Annotated in this window: 21 protein-coding genes and 1 pseudogene; 15 read left to right on the plus strand and 7 right to left on the minus strand. The window is 54.0% G+C overall.

The annotated features are described in order from the left end of the window. Positions 1-107: 107 nt before the first annotated feature. Together BUC36_RS18315 and BUC36_RS18320 are read right to left on the minus strand one after the other, a co-directional pair. A complete protein-coding gene (locus BUC36_RS18315; protein WP_073277917.1) occupies positions 108-2,306 on the minus strand; it encodes an OsmC domain/YcaO domain-containing protein in 2,199 nt (732 codons plus the stop codon). Between the two features lie 282 nt (positions 2,307-2,588). After that, the gene (locus BUC36_RS18320) at positions 2,589-3,161 is read right to left on the minus strand and encodes a tRNA-uridine aminocarboxypropyltransferase (protein WP_073277919.1); all 573 of its coding nucleotides are present in this window, start codon (positions 3,159-3,161) and stop codon (positions 2,589-2,591) included. 2 nt (positions 3,162-3,163) lie between these two features. On the opposite strand from BUC36_RS18320, the gene BUC36_RS18325 reads away from it, so the two are divergent. The 8 genes from BUC36_RS18325 (at position 3,164) to BUC36_RS18360 (ending at position 15,648) form a co-directional block, all read left to right on the plus strand. Next, positions 3,164-3,601, plus strand: a complete 438-nt coding sequence (locus BUC36_RS18325; RefSeq protein WP_073277921.1) for a GNAT family N-acetyltransferase — start codon at positions 3,164-3,166, stop codon at positions 3,599-3,601. 279 nt (positions 3,602-3,880) lie between these two features. After that, complete coding sequence (locus BUC36_RS18330) at positions 3,881-5,404, plus strand: type I restriction-modification system subunit M (protein ID WP_073277923.1); 1,524 nt, start codon at positions 3,881-3,883, stop codon at positions 5,402-5,404. Beyond that, positions 5,394-6,635 (plus strand): restriction endonuclease subunit S, encoded by a 1,242-nt coding sequence (locus BUC36_RS18335; RefSeq protein ID WP_073277925.1) that lies wholly within the window; start codon positions 5,394-5,396, stop codon positions 6,633-6,635. The genes BUC36_RS18330 and BUC36_RS18335 overlap by 11 nt, the downstream gene beginning before the upstream one ends. Next, positions 6,628-7,707, plus strand: a complete 1,080-nt coding sequence (locus BUC36_RS18340) for a DUF4917 family protein (protein ID WP_073277927.1) — start codon at positions 6,628-6,630, stop codon at positions 7,705-7,707. Before BUC36_RS18335 ends, BUC36_RS18340 begins: the two co-directional genes overlap by 8 nt. 52 nt (positions 7,708-7,759) lie before the next feature. Then, positions 7,760-10,210, plus strand: a complete 2,451-nt coding sequence (locus tag BUC36_RS18345) for an AAA family ATPase (RefSeq protein WP_073277929.1) — start codon at positions 7,760-7,762, stop codon at positions 10,208-10,210. After that, entirely contained in the window at positions 10,207-11,541 is a 1,335-nt protein-coding gene (locus tag BUC36_RS18350; protein WP_073277931.1) for an McrC family protein, read from the plus strand. The genes BUC36_RS18345 and BUC36_RS18350 overlap by 4 nt, the downstream gene beginning before the upstream one ends. 43 nt (positions 11,542-11,584) lie before the next feature. Continuing rightward, the gene (locus BUC36_RS18355) at positions 11,585-14,869 is read left to right on the plus strand and encodes a type I restriction endonuclease subunit R (protein ID WP_073277933.1); all 3,285 of its coding nucleotides are present in this window, start codon (positions 11,585-11,587) and stop codon (positions 14,867-14,869) included. Between the two features lie 5 nt (positions 14,870-14,874). Next, positions 14,875-15,648 carry a M48 family metallopeptidase gene (locus BUC36_RS18360; protein WP_073277935.1) on the plus strand — a complete coding sequence of 258 codons (774 nt, stop codon included), beginning with the start codon at positions 14,875-14,877 and terminating at the stop codon, positions 15,646-15,648. A 61-nt stretch (positions 15,649-15,709) separates the two neighbouring features. On the opposite strand, the gene BUC36_RS18365 is transcribed toward BUC36_RS18360, so the two are convergent. Both BUC36_RS18365 and BUC36_RS18370 read right to left on the minus strand, forming a co-directional pair. Beyond that, on the minus strand, positions 15,710-16,207 hold the full coding sequence (locus BUC36_RS18365) for a PIN domain-containing protein (protein ID WP_073277964.1): 498 nt from the start codon (positions 16,205-16,207) through the stop codon (positions 15,710-15,712). Further along, complete coding sequence (locus BUC36_RS18370; RefSeq protein ID WP_073277937.1) at positions 16,182-17,276, minus strand: helix-turn-helix domain-containing protein; 1,095 nt, start codon at positions 17,274-17,276, stop codon at positions 16,182-16,184. Before BUC36_RS18370 ends, BUC36_RS18365 begins: the two co-directional genes overlap by 26 nt. A 354-nt stretch (positions 17,277-17,630) precedes the next feature. On the opposite strand from BUC36_RS18370, the gene BUC36_RS19345 reads away from it, so the two are divergent. Then, positions 17,631-17,753 (plus strand): hypothetical protein, encoded by a 123-nt coding sequence (locus BUC36_RS19345; RefSeq protein WP_268778230.1) that lies wholly within the window; start codon positions 17,631-17,633, stop codon positions 17,751-17,753. Positions 17,754-17,896: 143 nt separating this feature from the next. On the opposite strand, the pseudogene BUC36_RS18375 reads toward BUC36_RS19345, so the two are convergent. Beyond that, positions 17,897-18,490 (minus strand): annotated as a pseudogene (locus BUC36_RS18375) (DUF885 domain-containing protein); the annotation flags it as partial. Positions 18,491-18,746: 256 nt separating this feature from the next. Between BUC36_RS18375 and BUC36_RS18380 the strand changes: the two are divergent. From BUC36_RS18380 to BUC36_RS18400, 6 genes are all read left to right on the plus strand, one after another. Then, entirely contained in the window at positions 18,747-19,037 is a 291-nt protein-coding gene (locus tag BUC36_RS18380; RefSeq protein ID WP_234995065.1) for a helix-turn-helix domain-containing protein, read from the plus strand. 27 nt (positions 19,038-19,064) lie between these two features. Next, positions 19,065-20,327, plus strand: coding sequence for a type II toxin-antitoxin system HipA family toxin (locus BUC36_RS18385; protein WP_073277941.1), 1,263 nt, complete (start codon positions 19,065-19,067; stop codon positions 20,325-20,327). A 505-nt stretch (positions 20,328-20,832) separates the two neighbouring features. After that, positions 20,833-21,345: a hypothetical protein gene (locus BUC36_RS18390; protein ID WP_073277944.1), complete on the plus strand. Its 513-nt coding sequence runs from the start codon at positions 20,833-20,835 to the stop codon at positions 21,343-21,345. Positions 21,346-21,347: 2 nt separating this feature from the next. Then, positions 21,348-21,539 carry a hypothetical protein gene (locus tag BUC36_RS18395; protein ID WP_073277946.1) on the plus strand — a complete coding sequence of 64 codons (192 nt, stop codon included), beginning with the start codon at positions 21,348-21,350 and terminating at the stop codon, positions 21,537-21,539. Continuing rightward, positions 21,529-21,684, plus strand: coding sequence for a hypothetical protein (locus BUC36_RS19015; RefSeq protein WP_159436046.1), 156 nt, complete (start codon positions 21,529-21,531; stop codon positions 21,682-21,684). Before BUC36_RS18395 ends, BUC36_RS19015 begins: the two co-directional genes overlap by 11 nt. Before the next feature lie 120 nt (positions 21,685-21,804). Continuing rightward, positions 21,805-22,110, plus strand: coding sequence for a hypothetical protein (locus BUC36_RS18400; protein ID WP_073277948.1), 306 nt, complete (start codon positions 21,805-21,807; stop codon positions 22,108-22,110). A gap of 7 nt (positions 22,111-22,117) precedes the next feature. Here BUC36_RS18400 and BUC36_RS18405 read toward each other — a convergent pair whose 3' ends face one another. Then, positions 22,118-23,887: a DUF885 domain-containing protein gene (locus BUC36_RS18405; protein WP_073277950.1), complete on the minus strand. Its 1,770-nt coding sequence runs from the start codon at positions 23,885-23,887 to the stop codon at positions 22,118-22,120. A gap of 198 nt (positions 23,888-24,085) precedes the next feature. Then, complete coding sequence (locus tag BUC36_RS18925; protein ID WP_143187050.1) at positions 24,086-24,247, minus strand: helix-turn-helix transcriptional regulator; 162 nt, start codon at positions 24,245-24,247, stop codon at positions 24,086-24,088. Positions 24,248-24,372: the final 125 nt, after the last annotated feature.

Here is a 24,372-nt window from a genome sequence, read left to right on the forward strand (position 1 = left end):
CTCTGACATCAATTCATGTGCATTCTGTAGGAGCCTGCTTGCAGGCGAAAAATGGTGGGCACTGCTCCAACCGCTGTTCGCCTGCAAGCAGGCTCCTACATGGGGAATCAACCACCCATTTTCGCCGCACGCGCCGCGTGCAGTTTTTTATAGCTGTCGATCAGGCGCAGGTGCTTATCCAGGCCTTCCAGCTGCATATTGGTCGGCGTCAGGCCGTGGAAGCGCACGCTGCCGTTTACCGAGCCGACCACCGCAGCCATGACTTCCTCGCCGAACATGCGCTGCAGGTTGGCTAGATAATCTTCCAGCTCGAGTTCGTCATCGAGGGCGATTTCCAGTACCGCATTCACCGCCTGGTAGAAGAGCCCGCGCTCGACCGTGTTGTCGTTGTACTGCAGGAAGGTTTCCACAAGTTCCAGCGCTTCCTCGTGGCGCTGCAGCGCCAGATAGATCAGCAACTTCAGCTCGAGGATGGTTAACTGGCCCCACACGGTGTTCTCATCAAACTCGACACCGATCAGGTTGATGATCGTCTCGTAATTATCGAGCTGGCTCTCTTCCAGACGCTCCGCCAGATCTTCCAGCGCGTCGTCGCCGAGGGAATGCAGGTTGAGGATATCCTCGCGGAAACCCAGCGCCTTGTTGGTGTTGTCCCAGATCAGGTCCTCCACCGGGTACACCTCGGAATAGCCGGGCACCAGGATACGGCAGGCCGCCGCGCCCAGGTCTTCGTACACGGCCATGTACACCTCTTCGCCCATCTCCTCGAGGATATCGAACAGGTGGGTGGCCTCGGTGGCGTTGGTGTCTTTGTGCTCGCCGGAGAAATCCCACTCGACGAAGTCGTAGTCCGGCTTGGCGCTGAAGAAGCGCCAGGAAACCACGCCGGTGGAATCGATAAAGTGCTCGACAAAGTTTTGCGGCTCGGTCACCGCCAGGCTGTTGAATGTCGGCGGCGGCACATCGTTCAGGCCCTCGAAGCTGCGGCCCTGCATCAGTTCGGTCAGGCTGCGCTCCAGCGCCACATGGAAACTCGGGTGCGCGCCGAAGGAGGCGAACACACCGCCGGTGCGCGGGTTCATCAGCGTCACGCACATCACCGGAAACTGGCCGCCCAAGGACGCATCCTTGACCAGGATCGGGAAGCCCTGTTTTTCCAGCTCGACGATGGCCTCACAGATATCGGGATACTGTTCCAGTACCTCACGCGGCACATCCGGCAGTGCGATTTCCTGTTCGATAATTTCCTTCTTCACCGCGCGCTCGAAGATTTCCGACAGGCACTGCACCTGCGCCTCGGCGAGCGTATTGCCGGCACTCATGCCGTTGCTGAGGAACAGGTTCTCGATCAGGTTCGAAGGGAAATACACCACCTCGCCGTCGGATTTGCGCACAAACGGCAGCGAGCAGATGCCGCGGTCCGCGCGGCCGGAGTTGGTGTCGATCAGGTTGGAGCCGGCCAGCTCGCCGTCCGGGTTGTAAATTGCGAGCGTATAGTCATCGAGGATGCCGTCCGGCAATTCGTCGTCCGGCCCCGGCACAAACCATTTCTCGTTCGGGTAATGCACGAACTCGCTGTTGGCGATTTCCTCGCCGAAAAACTGGTCGTTGTAGAAGAAGTTGCAGTTCAGGCGCTCGATAAACTCGCCCAGCGCCGAACACAGCGCGGCCTCCTTGGTGGCGCCCTTGCCGTTGGTAAAGCACATGGGCGAGGCGGCATCGCGGATGTGCAGCGACCACACGTGCGGCACGATATTGCGCCAGGAGGCGATCTCGATCTTCATGCCGAGGTCCGCCAAGATCTTCGTCATATTGGCGATGGTCTGCTCCAGCGGCAGGTCCTTGCCCTCGATAAAGGTGCGGTGCTCGGCGTCCGGCTGGACCATCAATAGCGCCTGGGCGTCCTCGGCGAGGTTCTCCACCGTCTCGATCTGGAACTCGGGGCCGGTCTGCACCACCTTCTTGACCGTGCAACGGTCGATGGAGCGCAGTATGCCCTGGCGGTCTTTCTCGGAGATATCCTCTGGCAGCTCCACCTGGATCTTGAAGATCTGGTTGTAGCGGTTTTCCGGATCGACAATATTGTTCTGCGACAGGCGGATATTGTGGGTCGGGATATCGCGCGACAGGCAGTAAACGCGAACAAAGTAAGCCGCACACAGCGCAGAGGACGCCAGGAAGTAGTCGAACGGGCTCGGCGCCGAACCGTCGCCCTTGTAGCGGATCGGCTGGTCGGTGATGACGGTGAAGTCATCAAACTTGGCTTCGAGCCGGAGGTTATCGAGAAAGTTGACGTTAATTTCCATTGCGGACTACCGGGGCTGGAGGCTGTGGCGAGCCATAAAATTGAGGCGCGCATTATCCAGTTTTAGCCCCACTCCGTCTCCCCATCCCGGAATAAACCTCTCCCGTCACTCCGGCGACTCGCTAAAGCAGCGAATCCCACGCCCGACCCCAGGAAAAGCCCACACCGGAACAAACCACTGTCGTCACTCCGGCGCAGGCCGGAGTCCAGCAAAAGCCCAGAGATGGCAGGATCCAGCGCCACCCCGTAGGATGGGCAAAGCACAGCGCGCCCACCAACCCACCTAAAAACTCCCTTTCTGCAGCGCAATCATCCTCTCAAACGGCCTCAACATCCCCGAAAAATCCCCCTCCGGCTCCAACTGCCCCATAGCCACCACAATACTCTCCAACGTCGACAAACTATTGGCCAACGAGGAATGACGAACCTGGTAATTGGACTGCAACTCCCCCTCAAAACTAACCCGCGGCAACCGCTGCAACACCGGATGCAGATGCAACATCTTCTTGGACTTGCGCCAGGTAGCATCAATCACCACCAACTGCTCCAGCTCCCGGGCCTGCGGCGTGCCGGCCTCCACCTGCTCCACCGCCGGCAGCCATTCCAGCGACGGGTAGAGCAAAGCCGAACGCGGCGCCAGCAACCGCGCCAGCTCCACCTCAGGCAAACTCTCCGCCACCACCAACTCACTATTCTCCAGGCACAGGTGCGCCATGCGCCCGGTGTTGAACGGGTGCTTCTGTTCCAGGGGGTGCTGTATGATCAGGACCTTGATCCGATTGGCGATATGGACCAGTGCGCGGCAGTAACAGACCTTCAGCGGGCGTTGGCAGGTTGGGCAGATTTGGCGCGGCATAGATGAGTGACAATCAGAAGTTTTCGGCGCACTGGCTCTCCGACGCAGAGATACCACTGGCCAACAAATTTTACCGCACGCATAAATTCCGCGGCAAAGCACGGCGCCATGATCCCTGCATGGTGATCAGGGACGAGCAAAACCAGATCATTGCTTGCGGTTGCCTAAGGCAGTTAACGGAGTGCCAATTGCTGGCCGGGGTGGCCGTTGTGGAGGATTACCGTGGCCAGGGCGTCGCCCGCATGCTGCTACACAGCATGGCGGAGGCTTTTGGCGATAACACCTTCACATTCCCCTATAAAAACTTGGTGCCATTTTACCGGTCGCTGGGATTTGCTGAGGTAGATAAGCATGGGCAGCCTTCAGCAATCCTTGATCGGTTCAATACCTACCAAAAACAAGGGCGCGATATTGTATTGATGCGCTATTCATACAGCTAAGTGTGCAGCCTCGCATTCACGATCAATTAGCTGCTTCAGAGCTCGACCGGCAACCTGTTCAAACATCACTCTTTTTGCCTGCAATTCATCCAGCCAACATACCCCCTCAGGCCAGCGTGAACCCCTTCACAATCCACTGTAGAATCGATGGATTAAGCGAACGCGCCCCATAACAAGACTGCATCCGCCCAGCGGCACCGAACAAAAGCAGCCTTCCAAATGCGCCATCTGCACAGAATTTAAAAGGGCCCTCTGCCCTGGTATGCGAGAAGTAACCAGATGAACGACAAGATCAATCAGGACAGCATCAATAAAGCACTGTGGAATGCCTGCGATACCTTCCGCGGCACCATCAGCGCCGACACCTACAAAGACTTTATCCTCACCATGCTGTTCCTCAAGTACATCTCCGATGTCTGGCAGGATCACTATGAGGCCTATCAGGCCGAGTACGGCGACGAGCCGGAGCTGCTCGAAGAGATGATGAAAAACGAGCGCTTTGTGCTGCCGAAGAGTGCCAGCTTCTACGCCCTGTGGGAGCGCCGCCACGAGCCCGGCAACGGCGAGCGCATCGACCAGGCGCTGCACGCGATCGAGGAGGCCAACGGCACCAAGCTGAAGGATGCCGGCAAGAGCGTATTCCAGGATATCTCCTTCAACACCGACAGGCTCGGTGAGGAGAAGCAGAAGAACACCATCCTGCGCCACCTGCTGGAAGACTTCGCCAAACCCGAGCTCAACCTCAAGCCCAGCCGCGTCGGCAGCCTGGATGTGATCGGCAACGGCTACGAATACCTGATCAAGAACTTCGCCGCCAGCGGCGGCCAGAAGGCCGGCGAGTTCTACACCCCACCGGAAGTGTCCGACCTGATTGCTGAACTGCTGGACCCGCAGCCGGGCGACAGTATCTGCGACCCCGCCTGTGGTTCCGGCTCGCTGTTGATGAAATGCGGCCGAAAGGTAGTGGACAAGCACAACAGTAAGCAGTACGCCCTCTACGGCCAGGAGGCCATCGGCTCCACCTGGTCGCTGGCGAAGATGAATATGTTCCTGCACGGCGAGGACAACCACAAGATTGAGTGGGGCGACACCATCCGCAACCCCAAGCTGCTGGACAAGAACGGCGACCTGATGCTGTTCGATATCGTCACCGCCAATCCGCCCTTCTCCCTGGACAAATGGGGCCATGACGAAGCCGAGCACGACAAGTTCGGCCGCTTCCGCCGCGGCGTGCCGCCGAAAACCAAGGGTGACTACGCGTTTATCCTGCATATGATCGAGACCCTGAAACCGAAGAGCGGGCGCATGGGTGTGGTGGTGCCCCACGGTGTACTGTTCCGCGGCAGCAGTGAGGGCAAGATCCGCAAGCAGCTGATCGAGGAAAACCTGCTGGACACGGTGATCGGCCTACCGGAAAAGCTCTTCTACGGCACCGGCATTCCCGCCGCCATCCTGATCTTCAGCCGCAACAAGGCCGACGACTCGGTGATGTTTATCGACGCCAGCCGCGAATTCAAGGCCGGTAAGAACCAGAACCTGCTGACCGAGGACAATATCCGCAAGATCGTCGCCACCTATGAGACCGGCGCCGACGTGGACAAGTATGCCTATGTGGCCGATCTCGACGAGATCCGCGAAAACGAATACAACCTGAATATTCCACGCTATGTGGATACCTTTGAGGAAGAGGAGGAGATCGACCTCTTGGCAGTGCGCGCCGAGCGCGAGCGGCTAAGGGCCCAACTCAACGAGCTGGAAGGGGAAATGACCAAGTTTTTAGAGGAGCTTGGTTATGGTGCCTAATGGTTGGGAGCGAAAGCCCCTTTGTGATGTTGCAGAGATTCGCACAGGCGTTGCAAAGGGAAAGAGTAACCTTAAAGATCCTATTGAGGTGCCATATCTCCGTGTTGCGAATGTCCAGGATGGTCATATAGATCTAACCCAAGTTAAGACCATACAAATAGAACGATCGCAACTTGAGCGTTACTCACTCAAGGCCGGTGATGTTTTGATGACAGAAGGTGGCGATTTTGACAAGTTGGGACGGGGAGATGTCTGGCGCGGTCAAATTAATCCTTGCCTAAACCAAAACCATGTTTTCGCAGTACGAGTTAAAACGTCAAAACTCATTCCATATTATCTCGCGTCACTTTCTGGAAGCCATTATGGAAAAAGTTATTTTTTGAGTTGTGCTAAGAAAAGTACGAACCTGGCCAGCATAAACTCTACGCAGCTAAAAGAGTTTCCTGTTCTTATACCACCAATCGAAGAACAAAATAAAATATCTCAAATTCTCTCCACTTGGGACAAGGCGATCGCCGCTACCGAACAACTACTTACTAACAGTCTGCGTCAGAAAAAAGCGCTGATGCAGAATCTGCTGACCGGAAAAGAGCGGCTTCCTGATTTCCAGGAGAAGTGGAGAAAGGTAGCTTTAGGAGAGGTATTTAATCGTGTAACGAAAAAAAATACCCAACACAATACAAATGTTGTGACCATCTCTGGACAGCATGGATTGATTCGCCAAGAAGAATTTTTTAAGAAAACAGTAGCTTCTGAAACACTCGATGGTTACTTCTTACTAAAAAATGGCCAATTCGCTTATAACAAAAGCTATTCGAATGGCTATCCGATGGGCGCGATTAAGCGCCTAAATCGCTATGACTACGGTGTAGTAACTACGCTGTACATTTGTTTCGAATTGAAAGATAACTCACCCGCGGACAGCGACTACTTTGAGCACTTCTTTGAATCCGGAATATTGAACCGCGGATTGACTCAAATCGCCCACGAGGGTGGCCGTGCTCATGGACTGCTCAACGTCAAGCCAGCAGATTTTTTCGGGTTGAAAATTGATCTTCCACCAATAAAAGAACAACAAAAAATAGCTTCGATACTTAATTTGGCCGACCAAGAAGTACGAACCCTGCAAATAAAAGTGGATTGCCTGAAGCGGGAAAAGAAGGCTCTGATGCAGCAATTGCTAACAGGTAAGCGGAGAGTGCAAATTGCAACGGACTTCGAGCATGGATGAAATAATAAGTTTTGATGATGCCATCTTAGACTCCGCGAGATTTTCTAAGCGTCACTTACTGTTAGGCAATGGGTTTAGCATTGCCTGCCGCGCAGATATATTTCATTACGCATCACTTTTTGGACAAGCAGATTTTTCTGCGATCCCCGAAGCCAAGTTAGTGTTTGAGGCGCTCAATACACAAGACTTCGAAGAAGCCATCAAAGCACTGGAGAATGGCGCCAAAATTCTGCCAATATACACATCGGATGAAGCAGCAGGCGGAGAAAAAATGGCAGCGCATGCTGCCGCCTTAAAAGATCTACTGGTAACCACCATAGCCGGAGCCCACCCAGCCTCACCGAATGACATAGATGAAAATAAATTTTGGTCTTGTCGCACGTTCCTAAACTATTTCATAGGCGCAGACGCCCACAAAGGCGGATATGTATTCACCTTAAACTACGACCTTCTTTTGTATTGGACTCTCATGAACGAGGGGAACCCCTTCGATGAGGATCGAATAAAGTTGAAGAGAAATGATAGTTTCGGAAATGACGAAGACCTACCAGAAGCTGATTATGTTGTATGGCAGGGCGAAACAGCCGCGCATAGCGCAAACATATTTTTCCTTCATGGCGCTCTACATCTTTTTGATTCAGGGTCTGAGCTTCAGAAATATACCTGGATTCGTAGTGGGGAGCGCTTGGTAGATCAAGCACGACGAGCGATCAGCGACGATAAATACCCGCTCTTTGTTGCTGAAGGCACAAGCACCCAGAAAAAGAACAAGATTCGACACAATGCATACCTTTACCAGGGGTTTAAGGTACTTACCGCTAATGCCCAGACAATCGCACATTGCTTTTTCATTTTCGGCCATTCATTAGCTGAAAATGACGACCATATTCTTACCAGGTTGGCAAGAGGCAGATTCCGGAAACTTTATGTTGGAATTTTCGGCGATCCAAACAGCACAATTAATAAATCAATAATGCAAAGAGCTAAAGAATTAGCCGCTATGAGGCACACAAGATATCCGCTAGACGTCACTTTCTTTGACTCAGAAACTGCAAGGGTATGGGATAGATAACAGCCCTTCTAATCAGCAACAAAAATAAGAAGTTCGACAAGGGTAATTTCACATGGAATTAGATTTTAAATCTGAAGTATTTTCTCGCCTCGGCGAGATCGTCAAGACTGGCGGCTTATACGAAAAGAGAACAGGAAATAACGAAACCTATAAAAATTTTATCGAGCAATTTCCCGCTGAAGAAATCCGTAACTTGACGCTCGACCAATACTGCATGGGCAAGAATTCCATACAGGGCAATTTCTGCTGGTGGCTGGAACGGGGCCTGGAAAAGACTCTGGGTCGTTATTCCCCGGGTAACGCCCGTGGCCATGTCCTTTATAAAGACAAGAGCGGCGGTATTTTTACCCATCGCACCTTGACGCACCTGGGGCCGGAAGGCGCGCTGCAATATACGATGAAACTGCACAGCGTTATCGCCAACGCCGACGCCAGGAGCGACTACAGCTGGCTCGATAATGCAGATGAGATTTTTTCCAAGGCGAACGTCGAACCCCTGCACATCATGGGTGCCGGCCGCAAACTCAGAATACTTGCTGTGTACCATCCGGACGATGTTATTCCGATTTCATCCAGTAATCATTTGGGTATTTTCCTGGAAGCTCTGGGATATCCGAAAAACGATATCCCCAAGGAAAATCAGCCATTTGCCCGTATGCGCCTGTTAACCCAGTACTATGAACAGGCAAAACAGCAATTCAACGCTGAACTCACGCCGTTTGGCTTTATGGAGGCGCTGTACAGCGAGGAGCTAGGAATCAACCCCGGTAACGACGCAGTAAAGCCGAGAAAAGATAATGACGATGACGATGTTGAGGAAATCGTTGCGGTCAACCGCATGCCGCTTAACCAGATCCTCTACGGCCCGCCGGGCACCGGCAAGACCTATAGCACCACTAACTTGGCCGTAAAAATTGCCGACCCTGAGTGGTATCAGGAACAGTCCGATGAGCAGGACGGCATTCCCTCCCACAGTGCGCTCAAGCAGCGCTATGACGAGCTGGTAGCGGACAATCGTATTGTCTTCACTACTTTCCATCAGAGCTTCTCTTATGAAGACTTTATAGAGGGAATCCGGGCTTCAACGGAAAAGGATGACAATAACATCCGTTACAAAGTAGAAAGCGGCGTTTTCAAAAGGATATGCACAGAGGCTGATCGTTCAATAAAATCCGGAGGTGCAATTGGATTAGCAACGGCGCCCACCATCTGGAAGATTTCCATTGGCCGCCGTCATGAAGTCGAAATGCGGCAGCGCTATTTCAACAATGGCGAAGCGCGTATCGGATGGAATTCCACTGGCGATTTGACGGTGGACTACGAAGATCGAACAGACGATGAGCAAGCTTACTGGGATCAACAAAAAAGTAAGAACAGGAGCACCATCCGCAATTTCTCCGAAAGAATGAAAGTAGGTGACGTACTGCTCTGTCTGAAAGACGCAGAAACAGTACAAGCTATCGGCATAGTGACCTCTGACTATTGGTTTGACGATGCCGCCAATCGAGATGATGAGGTCGAATATGCACATGTCAGAAATGTAAACTGGATTCTGCGAGACATAAACTTCCACATCTTGCCCATAAATGGCAATAGGCGATTGGTTCAACAGACCGTTTATGAACTCGACAGGATCAGTTGGGATGACTTAAAGGTAGAGCTGAAAAAGCAAGACTACTCTCTCCCTACCGATGACTCTATTGAGCCAGCAACACTTATCGATTGGCCACCAACTGATAGGCCACATGATACCGAGAAGAAGCCTAACTATGTCTTTATTATCGATGAGATCAATCGCGGCAATATTTCCAGAATTTTTGGCGAGTTAATTACTTTGCTGGAACCTGGAAAGCGCAAGGGTGCGGAAGATGCACGAAAAGTGGTCCTCCCCTACTCCAAAGAAACATTTTCCGTACCAGAAAACGTCTATGTAATCGGCACGATGAATACGGCCGACAAATCGCTGGCACAGCTGGACCTCGCCCTGCGCCGCCGTTTCAGCTTCAAAGAAATGCCACCCGAGCCGCAGCTTCTTGAAGGCGTCAAGGTGCATGGAGTCGATATCGGTGAAATGCTTTCGGTAATTAACCAGCGCATTGAAGTACTTTTAGATAGAGATCATCTAATCGGTCACAGTTACTTCTTTCCGCTACTCAAAATGACAAGCGCTAAGGAACGTGAAGCGGGCTTAACGCGAATTTTTGAAAAACAGATCATACCGCTATTGCAGGAGTACTTCTTCGACGACTGGGAGCGTATCAGCTGGGTCTTGAACGATCCCGCCAAACCAAAGACGCAACGCTTTATACTCGATGGCGGCGAACGTAGCTTGGATAAGCTGTTCCATACGAGTATTAGGGAGCAGATCAGCGAACGTCGCTTCTATGTGAACGGCGAGGCGTTAAGCCAGCCCGATGCTTACCGTGGCATCTTGGTGAGCACGCGAAATCCTATAGAAGCAGGTGCAACTCATGAGGAAGCAACCGTAGATGCGGAATCATGATCCAGATTCGTGAATATGCCATCCTGACCAGTAAGCGCGGCTACACGCCCAGTATGGATCTGGGCTTGGTGTCCGAAGTGACACTGCGCTGGCTGCAGGAGCTGCAGCAAAGTCAGAAAGGCAAACTGCTGCACGAGAGCGGGCGGCACAGTGTCAAACTTGGCAGCTATGTGGGCTACTTGCAGAGCCCTAGCGGCGAGAGTATTGAGGTACTGCCGAAAACCCATCGACAGTTGCCGTCCGCGCCTCAGATACGTGAGAACCGGCAGCTGCTGCGGGACATGCTCGCCACCAGTATGCAACTCAAGCCCCGGGAAGCGGGGCCGGCCATCCTGCAACGCCTGCAGACGCCGCTGCACGAGTGGATCTTCAGGCAATTTCTCGATCACCTCAGCCAGCTTGTGCGCCGTGGGCTTCGTTTCGACTACCAGCGGGTGGAGGAAGAGAGCCGCTTTATCCGCGGGCGCCTGGACCAGACACGGCAGTGCCGCCAGACTCCGGACAGGGCCACCTGGTTTCATATCCAACACGATATCTACAGCCCGCAGCGCATTGAAAACCGACTGTTGAGAACCGCACTCGACTGTGTGCTCAAACTGACCCGCAACCCGGACAACTGGCGGCTGGCCAATGAGCTGGCCCACCAGCTGGCAGTGATAACACCATGTCGCAACCCACTGTCTGAGCTGCCCAAGTGGCAGTCGGGCAAGCTGATGCAGACCTATGACGGCGTAAAGCCCTGGTGTCATCTAGTACTGGAAAAGCTCAATCCAAGCTTCCAGCAGGGCAGCCACCGCGGTATCGCATTACTATTCCCGATGGAGCGCCTGTTTGAGAACTACGTGGCGCACTGGCTGGGGGCGGAGCTGGCGCCAAACACCCGTCTGCGCACCCAGGCCTGCGACAAGTATCTGCTGAAGCACCAACCTGCCGGGGCGCACGGTGAATGCAACTGGTTCCAGTTGAAGCCAGACTTGCTGCTAGAAACACGTATACCGCCGTCAAGGAACCCGCTTACTGCGGTGATGGACACCAAGTGGAAGCTGTTGGATAGCCAGCAGGCCAGTGGAGACGCCAAGTACAACTTGAGCCAAGCGGATATCTACCAACTCTACGCCTACGGTCTTCAATATATGGACGGTACGGGCCATATGGCCCTGATCTATCCCGCGCATGCAGACTTCCAGTCTGCCCTGCCCCGTTTCAGTTTTTCCCGTGACCTGCACCTATGGGCGGTGCCGTTCAACTTAAAAACACGGCAGCTGGTGACGGGCGAGTGGCTGAATAACTTTCCCGGCTTGCGTGGCTGCTTGATGCAAGAAACGATATAACGGCTGCAACTTTTTGATCTGATCGCAGGAGATAACGGCGCCAATGGATTACACGGCAACGCCCAAATTCCAGGAAGAGTACAGTGCGAAGCTTCCGGCGCTGACCTTATTGAGCGGCCTGGGTTGGACCTTCCTCCCACCTAACCAAGCTCTAGCAGCGCGTGGTGGCAAATACGATCAAGTCGTGCTGCGCGACATTTTGCGCACTGAGCTGGCAAAGCGCCGCTTCTTATTTGCCGGTGCCGAACACTCGCTATCTGCCAAGACTGTCGACAATCTCATTGCGGAAGTGTGCAGCCCGGCGCTCAACGAAGGGCTGGGGCTTGCCAACGAACGGCTGTACAACCACTTGTTGTACGGAATTTCCGTGACCGAGTTTGTCGACGGCAAGAAGGCCAACCCCACGGTCGCTCTGATCGACTGGCACAATCCAGCCAATAACAGTTATGTGTTTACCGAGGAGTTTACCGTCACCCGGTCCGGCGGTATCGAGAACCGCAGGCCGGATATCGTCTGTTTCGTTAACGGCATCCCGCTGGCAGTCATCGAGGCTAAGCGCCCAGACGGCAACGCCAAGAAAGGCCCGACGATTGACGAAGGTATTTCTCAGAGCCTGCGCAACCAACGTCCCGACGAAATCCCGCTGCTGTTCGCCTACAGCCAGTTGCTGTTATCCATCAACGGCGTCGAAGGTCGCTACGGCACTTGCGGCACTCCGGCCAAGTTCTGGGCCGCCTGGCGCGAGGAGGACATCTCCGACGCCGAGATGCTGGCGATTAAAAATACGAAGCTGACGGACGGGCACATTTCCGCGCTGTTCGATCACCGCAACGCCCGTGATCTCGACTGGTATCAGACCTTAATCGCCGGTGGTGATCTCGCCGTTACCGGCCAGGATCAGCTGTTGATCAGCCTGCTGCAGCCGCCGCGTCTATTGGAGATGATCCGCTTTTTTACCCTATTCGATAAAAAGGCCGGCAAGATTGTCGCCCGCTATCAACAAGTATTCGGTATTAAGCGGCTAATCGAACGGATCAACACGAAGCGTCCGGATGGTGGTCGTGAGGGTGGCGTCATCTGGCATACCACCGGCTCCGGTAAGTCCTTTACGATGGTTTTCCTGAGCAAGGCACTGATACTGCACGATAGCTTGAAGCAGAGCCGCATCCTGGTGGTCACCGATCGTGTCGATTTGGAAACCCAGCTCAGCAATACCTTTGCTTCCGGCGGCGAGTTGGCGGGCAAAAAGGACAAGGAAGCGGCCATGGCCACTTCCGGTAGGCGCCTGGCAGAGCAGATCGGCAAGGGCTCGGAACGGATTATCTTCTCACTGATTCAGAAGTTTAATTCGGCTACCAAGCAACCCGAATGCGTCAACACCAGCGCCAACATTATCGTGCTGATTGACGAGGGGCATCGCAGCCAGGGCGGCGAAAACCATATCCGTATGAAACAGGCACTGCCGAATGCCGCTTTTTTGGCCTTTACCGGGACGCCGCTACTCAAAGACGACAAGACTAGAAGTAAATTTGGCCCAATCGTTCATGCCTACACCATGCAGCGCGCGGTGGAGGATCGGGCGGTAACCCCATTGCTGTACGAAGAGCGCATCCCGGATCTCGACGTGAATGAGCGCGCAATCGACAGCTGGTTCGAACGCATCACCGAGGGACTGACCGACGAACAGCGAACAGACCTGAAGCGCAAGTTCGCCAAAAAAGGCCAAGTTTACAGCGCCGATGACCGTATCCGCCTAATAGCACTGGATATCGCCAATCATTTTGTCAAGAACATCGACGAGGGCCTAAAAGGCCAGCTGGCCTGCGACAGCAAGGCCTCCGCCATCAAATACAAGAAGTATTTGGACGAGGCCGGCTTATTCGAGTCGGCAGTAGTGATGAGTCCACCGGATACCCGGGAGGGAAATACCGATGTGGATGAAGCGACAATGCCGGAAGTACAAAAATGGTGGAAGGAGAACGTTGGCTCCAGCGATGAGCAGGCGTACACCAAGGCACTGATTGAGCGTTTTGAGCAAGACGAGTCACTCAAGATACTAATCGTGGTCGACAAATTGCTCACCGGCTTCGACGAACCCAAGAACACCGTGCTCTATATCGATAAGCCACTGAAAGAGCACAACCTGATCCAGGCGATTGCGCGAGTCAACCGCCTACATCCGCAGAAGAAGTTTGGATTACTAATCGACTATCGCGGCATTCTGTCCGAGCTGGACATCACCATTGCCAAGTATCAGGATCTCGCGTCCCGAACTCAGGGCGGCTACGATCTTGACGATATCGCCGGCCTCTACAGTCAGATGAGCACCGAGTACAAACGGTTGCCGCGGCTGTACCAAGAACTCTGGGCGATATTCAGCGAGGTAAAGAACAAAAACGATATAGAACAGCTGCGTCAGGTTCTAGTGCCCAAAATGCAGGAGCGCAATGGCGAGCTGGTGGATATCAATTTAAAGGTGCGGGAAGACTTCTACGAAGCTCTAACCGAATTCGCCAGCTGCCTAAAAATAGCGTTGCAATCGGCCACTTTCTTTGAGGACAAGAGCTTCACAGAGGCCGACCGCAGGCACTACAAGGAAACCGTCAAACAATTCTCCAGCCTGCGCCAGCTGGTAAGGCAGGATGCCGGTGAGACCATCAATTACGACCAATATGCTGAACAGGTAAAGAAGCTGCTGGACAAGCATGTGGTGGGTGTGGACGTAAAGGAACCGGATGGGGTTTACGAAGTCGGTAAGATGGGGCAAAAGCAAGAGCCAGAGGAGTGGAGCGAAGAGAAGACCCGCAACGAGACGGACATTATCACGACGCGCGTCACCAAAATGATCGAGCACGAACTGCGGGATGATCCCTACGCACAAGAGGCCTTTTCCAAGCTGCTGCGCCAAGCGATCGAGGAGACGGAGAAACTGTTCGATCATCCGCTCAAGCAATACATGCTGTTCCGCGAGTTTGAAGAACAGGTGCGGGAGCGTCGTCTCGACGACATCCCCGATATCTTTGCTGGCAATCGGCACGCACAAGCCTACTTCGGTGTATTCAAGAAGACACTGCCCGAAGCATTTTCGGTCGGCGACCCACAAGTTCAGGATAAGTGGGCAAAGCTGGCATTTGTGGTAGATGAGGTTGTGGAAAGATCCGTCGCGGAGAACTCAATTAACCCGCAACACATTGAAGCCGATATTCGCAAGCAGTTGCTGCCGATGATGTTCAAAGAGTGCAAAGCGATTGGCGGCGGCATGAACCAGGCCAAAGCGATTGTTGAATGGGTGGTACAGATCACCCGCGTTGGTTTAAGTGGTATTTAAGCCCTATGAGCGTTGCTATTCATAAGAAAATAAATTCCGGCCGTAAACTTAGCTTCAACTATGGCGACGAACGAATTTATTTCGAGCGGCTAGCGCGCACAGAAAATGTGCGCCGATTGTTAATCAAAGTGCATCCGGATTGTCGTATACAAGTCGCCGCACCGGTACAGACTGACGATGCTGAAGTGCTAGCTGCCGTTAAAAAACGCGGACGCTGGATCTATAAGCAGCTCCGCGACTTCCGCACGCGCTTGGAACATCTGACGCCCCGCCAGTATGTCAGCGGTGAAAGCCACTACTACCTCGGCAGGCAGTATCTGCTCAAAGTTGGCGAAGCACCCAACCAGGTTCAGGGGGTAAAACTGTTGCGCGGCAAGTTGGAAGTGACTATCCGACAAAAGAGTAGCGAGAAGGTACAGCGGCTGCTCAGCGACTGGTACAAGGCGCGTGCGAAAGAGATCTTCGCCAAGCGCCTCGACGCCATGCTCGATCAGGCCCTGTGGGTAAACGAACGCCCGCCCCTGCGTATTTTGACCATGCAAACTCAGTGGGGTAGCTGTTCACCCAACGGCCGCTTGACACTCAATCCGCATCTGGTCAAAGCTCCGCGAGAATGTATCGACTACGTGATACTTCACGAGCTCTGTCATATCGCCGAGCATAACCACAGTGAGCGCTTCTACCGACTGATGCAGCAGGTAATGCCACAGTGGGAAAAAACTAAACGGCGGTTAGATGATATGGCGCAGAAGATCATTGGGGACGCACCGCTTCCTTGAGCGCGCCCCGTTTATACATTAAGACTTCCCGGGGCGCCGAAGATTCCGGCACCCCGGACAGTCAATTTTCCCCGGCCCAGGCTTCGATCCGGGCTTCACATTCGTGATCAGGTAAACGAGCTCCGCAATCACGTATCGCCTGCAAAGATTCGGCGAGGTGCTGGCTATCTATCAAATTACGCTCAAAAAGCTGATCCATCAGCCAGAGCGTTCCTCGAACATCCAGCTTTGCCGCTTTTCCGGATTTGCGCAGCGCGCCATCGCCTGTCAATAGGGTCCAACCCTGCTTATCGGCTACGTAATAACAAGACACATCGGCTAGCGACGAGTTACCTAACTTTCCCTTCAAGGCATAGAGCCCGGCGACTTCCTGGCCACTCAATTCCACAACTTGAAGCCCCAGGTTGACAAGGTCCGCACCTGGCGGTTGGCGCAGCTCATTCTGAACGAAGTCAGTCGTTACAAATTCAAAAGGCAACTGAAAAACCAGCTCCAGCAGGCCTCCGTGGTGTAAATCAATCCAGATATTGGTATCAGAGACCAGAACCTTCGTCGACATCCTGGTCTCCGTCATCTGGCCCTACATTGGCAATTACTTTTTCTATTTCTTCCAAATCGGTATTCAACAGCTCCGCAGCCCGGGATGGAGTTACCAGCTCCTCCGCCAATGCGCGGTATACCAGCTGCCGCAATCTAAATGATTCTTCACTAGCAAGGGGCTGCGGCTCGCTCCTCCGCCAGCCACGACTCGACCAGAATCGGAAAGTGGACTGATAAACGGCCTGAGAGACGATGTTCAGATCGTAAAGCCGGCGCAGAATGGCCTGAATAGAAATACCCCATTCCCGCTTGGCCAACAGGAACTCATCAATAAAAATCCGGCCGCGGTGCTCCCCGAATGCCTCAATCACCTGATCCCCTGGAAACAGGAATGCGCCAGCGAAACGGTGGCACAGCTTTTCTTCGATATCGGTGCCGTGAATTTCTTCTGGAAAGCGCATAACTAAGTGGCCGAGCTCGTGGGCCAGATTGAACCGCTGCCGTTCTCCGGGCCTTTCCAGGTTGGATACGATGGCGGCATCTCTACCGTTGTTGATCTCGGTGCAGAGACCATCGAACCGCTCGTGCGCCTTCAAGCCAATGACCTTGACCCCATGTTCTTCCAGGGCTTCGGTCAGGTTGGCAATAGGGTTGGTGCCCAGATTCCATCGCTGGCGTATGGTTTCGGCGGCTTTTTCCGCCTCTTCCGGGGATTCTACATCTATAGAATGCAGCCACACGCGGGCCCCTAACCCCTCCGGCTCCAGCTCAAATAGTGACTCTGCAGCCAGGTAGCGCTCCAGGTGCTCCCGCACTTGTTCCTTTACCGAATCCTGCTGGCGTTTGCCAAAAGTAGAGTGTTTCCGGAAGTCCACACTTCCAAGTACCACCTCACTCTGGCGGAAAAAGTACTCGGGCTTTACCCCCAGAACATCAGCCAGCCTGATCAAACGGGTGGAATTCGGGGCATCTTTTCCTTTTTCGTACTTGGAAAGAGCCTGCTTGGTGATATCCCCCAGCGCATCCGCCACCTGCTGGAGAGAGAGCCCTTTGAGGATGCGCGCACGCTTTATACGCTCATGCAACATACCTACCTCCCAAAGTGACAACTGTCATTTCATTGTAGTTATAATCAACTTCAGGTTGACGATTTTACAGTTAAGTTGATTTTCGTCAACTTGATGGGTAAGCTGATCCCATATAGCTGATAGGACTATGTGGTCTAGCTAACAGAATTAGGAAGAAATAGTGGGCTGGAGGCCCGAAGGATTCCCGACTCGGGTTGCAGCCCGAGCCGGGAGGTGCGCAAAAGAGGTGGACTCACCATGGCGGCCCACCCCTCTCTGACGCTTGCAATCTTGCCATTGCAGGGCGAACTCTAGTCTTCGCCCCGCAATTATTCAAGCTGGAGTTTCCAAGGCCATGCTGCGGAGATTGAGCCCATGGCACGTAAAGACGCTGACTATGAAATCATTTTCCGCCCTTACATCCGGAAAAACGGCAAGATCATTCGCCCCAAAAAGGGCAAGGTCTTCCCGATCCGGGTGCCTAAGCGGCGGCGTTAAAACCTAGGCGGAGGGCTCGCCCCTCCACCTACTTTCTCATTATTAGGCCTTTCCAATCCGGGAGACACTGTCTCTCCAGTCGTACTGGGTCGACCTCATCGGCTGCGAGGCTCGAAGATCTGACAGCCTCCATCGACTGGCGCTCATGATTTCTGAGCCTGATCGATAAACCGCTCCATTTGCTCTTCCAGCATCTCCATCGGCAAAGCCCCATTCGCCAACACCGCATCGTGGAACTCGCGCAAATCAAACTGACCCCCAAGCGCCTCCTCAGCCTTCTCTCTCAATTCGCGAATTTTGATCTCCCCCATCTTGTAAGAAAGCGCCTGCCCCGGCCAGGAGATATAGCGGTCTACCTCGGCGCGCACGTTGGCATCTGACAGGGAGGTGTTGTCGGAGAGGAAGTCCAGTGCCTGCTGGCGGGCCCAGCCCTGGGAGTGGATGCCGGTGTCGATCACCAGGCGGGCGGCGCGCCACATTTCGTAGCTGAGGCGGCCGAAGTGTTCGTAGGGGGTGGTGTAGATATCGTCCATCTCCTTGCCGAGGCGTTCGGAGTAGAGGCCCCAGCCCTCGCCGAAGGCGCTGAGGTAGAGGTTGCGGCGGAAGTCGGGGACGTTTTCCAGTTCCTGGCTCAGCGCGCCCTGCAGGTGGTGGCCGGGCACGCCTTCGTGCAGGGACAGGGCCGGCAGTTCGTACAGCGGGCGCTGGTCCAGGGCGTAGGTGTTCAACCAGTAGGCGCCGCCGCGCGTGGCGGGATTTCATGGGGCGGTCGTATGGGACACCAGCGCGGCGGTGACTGGTGGACTGAGGAGCGTTCTGAAAATGAGTTAACTACCAGCGGAAATACAACATATACGTTGTACATCGGCTTCAAAAATCTACCATATAGGGAATTACAACTTATTAGTTGTATTTTGCTATTTGAACAACTAAAAAGCTGTATATAGACTCCAAACAACCTAACTATTGTTTCTCCGGGCAACGATCTTGAAATTGATCTCGCAAATTAAACAGCGCCGCCTCGCACTGGGCTTGCAGCAGAAGGATATGAAGCTGCGTATCGGCATGAAGCAGCAGCAGTATCAGCGGATAGAAGCTGGAGGGAACCCGCGTCTGGACACGCTGGAGCTGGTGGCGGAGGGACTGGATGCGGAGCTGGTATTGGTGCCAAAGGAGAAGCTGCGCGCGGTCAGAGAACTCTTGCGGGCAGGGAGCCCCGATAGCAAAGCCGGCAAGAAAGGCGCTAAAGCGGATGAGGACCCTTGGTCCGACATTCTGGAATAGCGGCAAGGTTAGCAAGGGGAAAGGGAATTGGAGACAGAAGCCGTTGAGGTACTGAAGCTTTCATTACACGGCGCCACAGTTGGCCATCTGGCGGGATATCAGGGCGGCAAAAATGTGCTCGTGTTTGATCCGGACTATGTCGCCAATCCCCAGCGGCCAACCCTGACGCTGTCGGGTATCGCCGAGCACCCGGCGAGCAAGAGCCTATTCGCAACGCCCTGGATGAAACAGCAGCGCCTGCACCCGGTGCTGTCCAACTTACTGCCGGAAGGGGCCCTGCGAGATTGGTTTGCGCAGATGCTCAAGGTGCATAGGGACAATGAATTCCCGCTATTTGCCCAGCTCGCCGCAGACCTGCCCGGCGCCCTGATGGCGGAGCCGGTAGCGCCAGAGGAGATTCCAACGGGGGTATTGAATCACCGCACGCGCATAGAGCCTGTGCCGCGTATGGTGCTGGATGGCAGGCCGCACTTTTCCCTGGCGGGAGTGCAAATGAAGTTCTCGATGTTCGAGGCCGATGGCCGCTTTAATGTGTCGCAACCGGACCGACTCGGCGAATGGATTGTAAAAACGCCCTCCACCCGCCACAAAGATGTCCCCCTCAACGAGTATACGGCGATGAAATTGGCGGAACTTGCCGGAGTCGAAATACCTGAGGTGAGACTGGTAACACTGGACCAGTTGCAGGACCTGCCCCCGATCAACCTACCCAATGAAACCCACGCATACGCTATTCGCCGCTTCGACCGCGATGCACAGCGACAGCGAATCCACACGGAAGACTTTGCGCAAGTCTTATTCAAGTACGCCCACGAAAAATACGGCGCCGCAAATTTCGAACAAATTGGCCGAGTGCTCTATCAATTTAGCGGCCGCCGGCTGGCCAATGTCCAGCAGCTGGCGCGGCGTTTGCTGGTAAATATTTTGCTAGGCAACGGTGACGCGCACCTGAAGAACTGGAGCCTGCTGTACCCCGACCATATTACCGCCGAGCTCGCCCCCGCCTACGATATTGTCTACACCCAGGCGTATATTCCGGATGAAAGCCAGATTTCACTCAACCTGGCGGACAGCAAAGACTGGTACCGAATGCAGCTGGGTCATTTTGAGACATGGGCAAAATCTGTCGGCCTACCCTGGAGGGCAATAAAGCCGCAGCTGGAAGACACATTGGAAAAAGCACGGAATCTTTGGCCGAAATTTCTCCAACAGGCGCCGATGAATCCAGAGCACAAAACTATGCTGGAAGGTCACTGGCGTCGACTGGAGAGGGATCTTAGAATCTTCTGACCGGATCGATCTTCAACAAAATCCGTCCAAATATGGCGAGCGTTACATTTAGGCATTAAGACTTCTTTTGCTCGGCAGCAATCAGCTTAGTCACGCAGGATGATGTCACCGGTCCTCTGGCTGCGTCCGGCACGCGAACCGCCGAAACCAGAATGAAGTGTCACCAAGCAGGTGACAACTTAAATTTCGCATCCCATCCGAAGCGCAATAATTTACACTGACCCTGTTCTTCAAGCGCGTTGAATGCGCATCGTCTGCCACTAACTTTTGATATCGCCCATGTAGATGGAGCTAAGACGACAGAACTGTGCAACTGCTGGCGGTAGTTGAAGATGCACCAGCAAGTTTATGGTATGTGCCGCATAAGGAATTCTGAAACCAAGTCTCGTTAATGAGGCTTTTTTGATTATGATGTTTTATTGCTAAATATTGCGCCAAGCCATTGCCCCGATAATTGGCGCCGCTGTAGCATTATCCCTTCTTCACGGATGGGAGAAAGGAATCAATGCTAGCAACACATATCGACGCTGAAATGCGCTACGAACATATTAGGGAGATGGTACTAGCCGCCACCCAAAAGTATCTAAAGAGCGACCACCCGAACTTGATATTAACGACCATAAATCAATCCGTTTTAAGGGCCGTCGATTCTTGGTCTGGGCACCCGGAGCGCCAGGTTAATTGGAACTGGGCAGGCAGCTACCCGGATCTTAAATTCCGATATCCCAAGCGCTTTGAGTGTGCCGTATGGAACAAGGGGCAACTCAACGCCTTGTCATTTGGTCGCCCCACTTATAACTGTGGAAGTTTGCGGCTGGACTTCATTGAGGCAAGCCCAGAGGATCGAGAAATCGCAGTCTTTGATATCATCATCGTGGCCATGCGGACTTATGCTGACATGCTTGGCGCTAAGGAATTACGCATAATGAACCCGATCAATGGGCGGGTGAAAGAGTACTACGAATATCATGGGTTTGTTTACGTGCGAGACGGAGACTACCTGTTTAGGAGAGTTTGATCATGGCTAAAGTTACAGATATTAGGGACAAAAAGCCCAGAAAGCCGATTTCCGTAGAAGACTCCGTGAAGCGAGCGCACCGAGAGCACTTTAAAAAAACTCCTATAGAGAAAGAGCCAAAGGACTTAGCTTCCGGCAAGACTAGAGAAGACGGAAAAATGGTTGCAGATGAGGATGACGAAGATGGGCAATAGCAAAGATGAAAAGCACTTGAATTCAGCCGAGAAGCAGAAAACTCCGCTCTCGACTGAAGTTGAGCCAAAGGAATTAGCGACGAAGGTAGAGCAAGCCGTATTTCGTCATGGGACGGATATTAAAAATAAGCCTTTTAGAAAGTAATTTTCTATCTTGTAGGGCTACCGCGGCTCTTATCTTTTATTGTCCAAAAATTTTGGTGAAATGAACATTAAATCCAGAATAATATTCTGTATATTGATCACAATTTCTGCCTGCACACCCATGAGTGATCAGGTCGCAAGCCAAGAAAATAGAAATTTCGAAATATTTTGTGAACAATTCGCAAATCTCGTAAAAGCAGAAAGCTACCCCACAATGACTGCACAGGAACGTGCAGAGAAACTGGATTCCCTGCTCATCGAAAGAATTCCAGTGTCAAGCAACGCCTATCAGGCGTGGGCCGCCATTCGCAATGCTGCACCGTCGCAACGCTCCAGCCTCTATGAAAGCGCGACTATCAGTGTCGGCATCAAAGACTGGAACTGCCCGGCGGTAGAGGAACGCAGCAGCCAAGTTGGCTCGAATTGAGCGCTTCTCACTGATTGCGCGCCTCGGCAACAAATCGCTCCAGCTGCGCTTCCAGCATTTCCATCGGCAAAGCCCCATTTGCCAACACCGCATCGTGGAATTTGCGCAGATCAAACTTATCCCCAAGCTCCTTCTCGGCTTTCTCGCGTAGCTCGCGAATCTTGATCTCCCCCATCTTGTAAGACAGCGCCTGTCCCGGCCAGGAGATATAGCGGTCTACCTCCGCGCGCACGTTGGCGTCTGACAGGGAGGTGTTGTCGGAGAGGAAGTCCAGCGCCTGCTGGCGGTTCCAGCCCTGGGAGTGGATGCCGGTGTCGATCACCAGGCGGGCGGCGCGCCACATTTCGTAGCTGAGGCGGCCGAAGTGTTCGTAGGGGGTGGTGTAGATATCATCCATTTCCTTGCCGAGACGCTCCGAGTAGAGGCCCCAGCCCTCGCCGAAGGCGCTGAGGTAGAGGTTGCGGCGGAAATCGGGCACGTTTTCCAGTTCCTGGCTCAGGGCGTTCTGTAGGTGGTGGCCGGGCACGCCTTCGTGCAGGGACAGGGCCGGCAGTTCGTACAGGGGGCGCTGGTCCAGGGCGTAGGTGTTCAACCAGTAGGCGCCGCCGCGAGTGCCGCCGATGGCGGCGTTATTGTAGGAGGCGGTGGTGTAGTTGGGGGCTATCTCGTCCGGCACCGGCACCACACCGTAGGGCATGCGCGGCAGCCTGCCGAAGAATTCCGGCAGCTGGTAGTCGATCTTCTTGGCGATATAGGAAGCTTCCTTGAGTAGGTCCTTCGGCGTCTTGGCGTAGAACTGGGGGTCAGTACGCAGGAACTCGGTGAATTCCTCGAAGTTGCCCTTGAAGCCGGAGTCCTTGATCAGCTGGTCCATTTCCGCGCGGATGCGCTTCACTTCACCGAGGCCGATCTTGTGGATTTCCGCCGGGTCCATATCCAGCGTCACGTAGGTTTTGATCGCGTGGCGGTAGTAGTCCTTGCCGCCGGGCAGCTCCTCGATGGCGATGGAGTCGGTGGCGGCCTTCATGTAGTCACCCTCGAGCAGGTCAGCTACGCGGGCGAAGGCGGGAATCGCGCTCGCTTTAATCGCTCGCTCGCCGCGGGCGCGCAGGCGCTGCTGTTCCTTCACTGAAATGGACGCGGGCATATTCTCGAAGGGCTCGTAGAGCTTGCTCTGCTTCGGGTCTTCTTTCACCTGCGCCCGCACGGTCGGCGCCACGCCCTCGACGACGATCTTCGGCTGCACGAAGCCATCCTTGATGCCCTGGCGCATATTGGCGATGTTCTCGTCGAAGTAGCGGCCGAAATCCTTGATGCGCGCGATGTAGTCCTCGTAGTCCTGCACCTTGGTCATCGCCAGGCCGTCGTTGGCCTCGAGCGCGGCGGCCCAGAAGCTGTAGAAGGTATTGAACGGAATGCGGTCGACAAAGAGCTGGTTGCCCTCAGTGGAATTGCGCAGCACCCAGGTGAGCAGCTCTTGGTTGACCCGCTCGGCTTCGCTGAGCTGGCCCGCGTCGATCTGCTTGAGGCGCGCGAGGAATGCTTTCTCGGCCTTCAGGCGCCGCGCGTGGTCTTCACGAGAGACACCCGGCAGGCGGTCGTTGTAATCCGGCACGCCCATGCGGCCCGCCATGATCGGGTCTTCCTTGAGGCTGTACTGCCAGTGGTCGTCGATGACGCTCTGCAGCTGCTCGGTGGCGGTGGCGGCCCAGACCAGCGGAGTTAGCAGCCATAGGAATGCGAAAGTGGTAAGAAACTGGGGGGGCCTCGACGCCATCTCGGGTCTCCATGGTCATGGTTCTTATATAACCGTCAACGATACCACGGCACAGCGGCGGATGCGCTTGGCGGTTATCCGCCCGACGGTTACGACATAGGTGCAGGCGAATTCGCCCTGAGGCTTTCTCTCGCTTTTTTCGCCTGCAGGCAGGCTCCCACATGGGGTTCGCCTTAAATCCGTGCAATGGAGTCAAATCTAGCTTGGCGTTTTTTCGGCCACGCTGCCCACTTGGTGGCCAAAGGGGCGGCCGATTTTGTTGAGGATTTTTAGGGACGGATTGCCGGCGTCGCGCTCGATTTCGGCCAGAGTCCTCGGGGAGATGCCGACAATTTTCTGTGCGCAATCTTTCTGGTTCATGCCGGTGATCTTGCATATCCGGTGCAAGGCCTGGTCGAGGGTTAGTTCGCCCGTTTCTATGCCCTGTTTCAGCAGGTGCCTCTATTCCCTAATCTGTTCCGGGGTTCGTTTCATTTCTGTTCGCT

Origin of the sequence: Microbulbifer donghaiensis, from assembly GCF_900129095.1 — a bacterium.
In the GTDB taxonomy this organism is placed as follows: Bacteria; Pseudomonadota; Gammaproteobacteria; order Pseudomonadales; family Cellvibrionaceae; genus Microbulbifer; species Microbulbifer donghaiensis.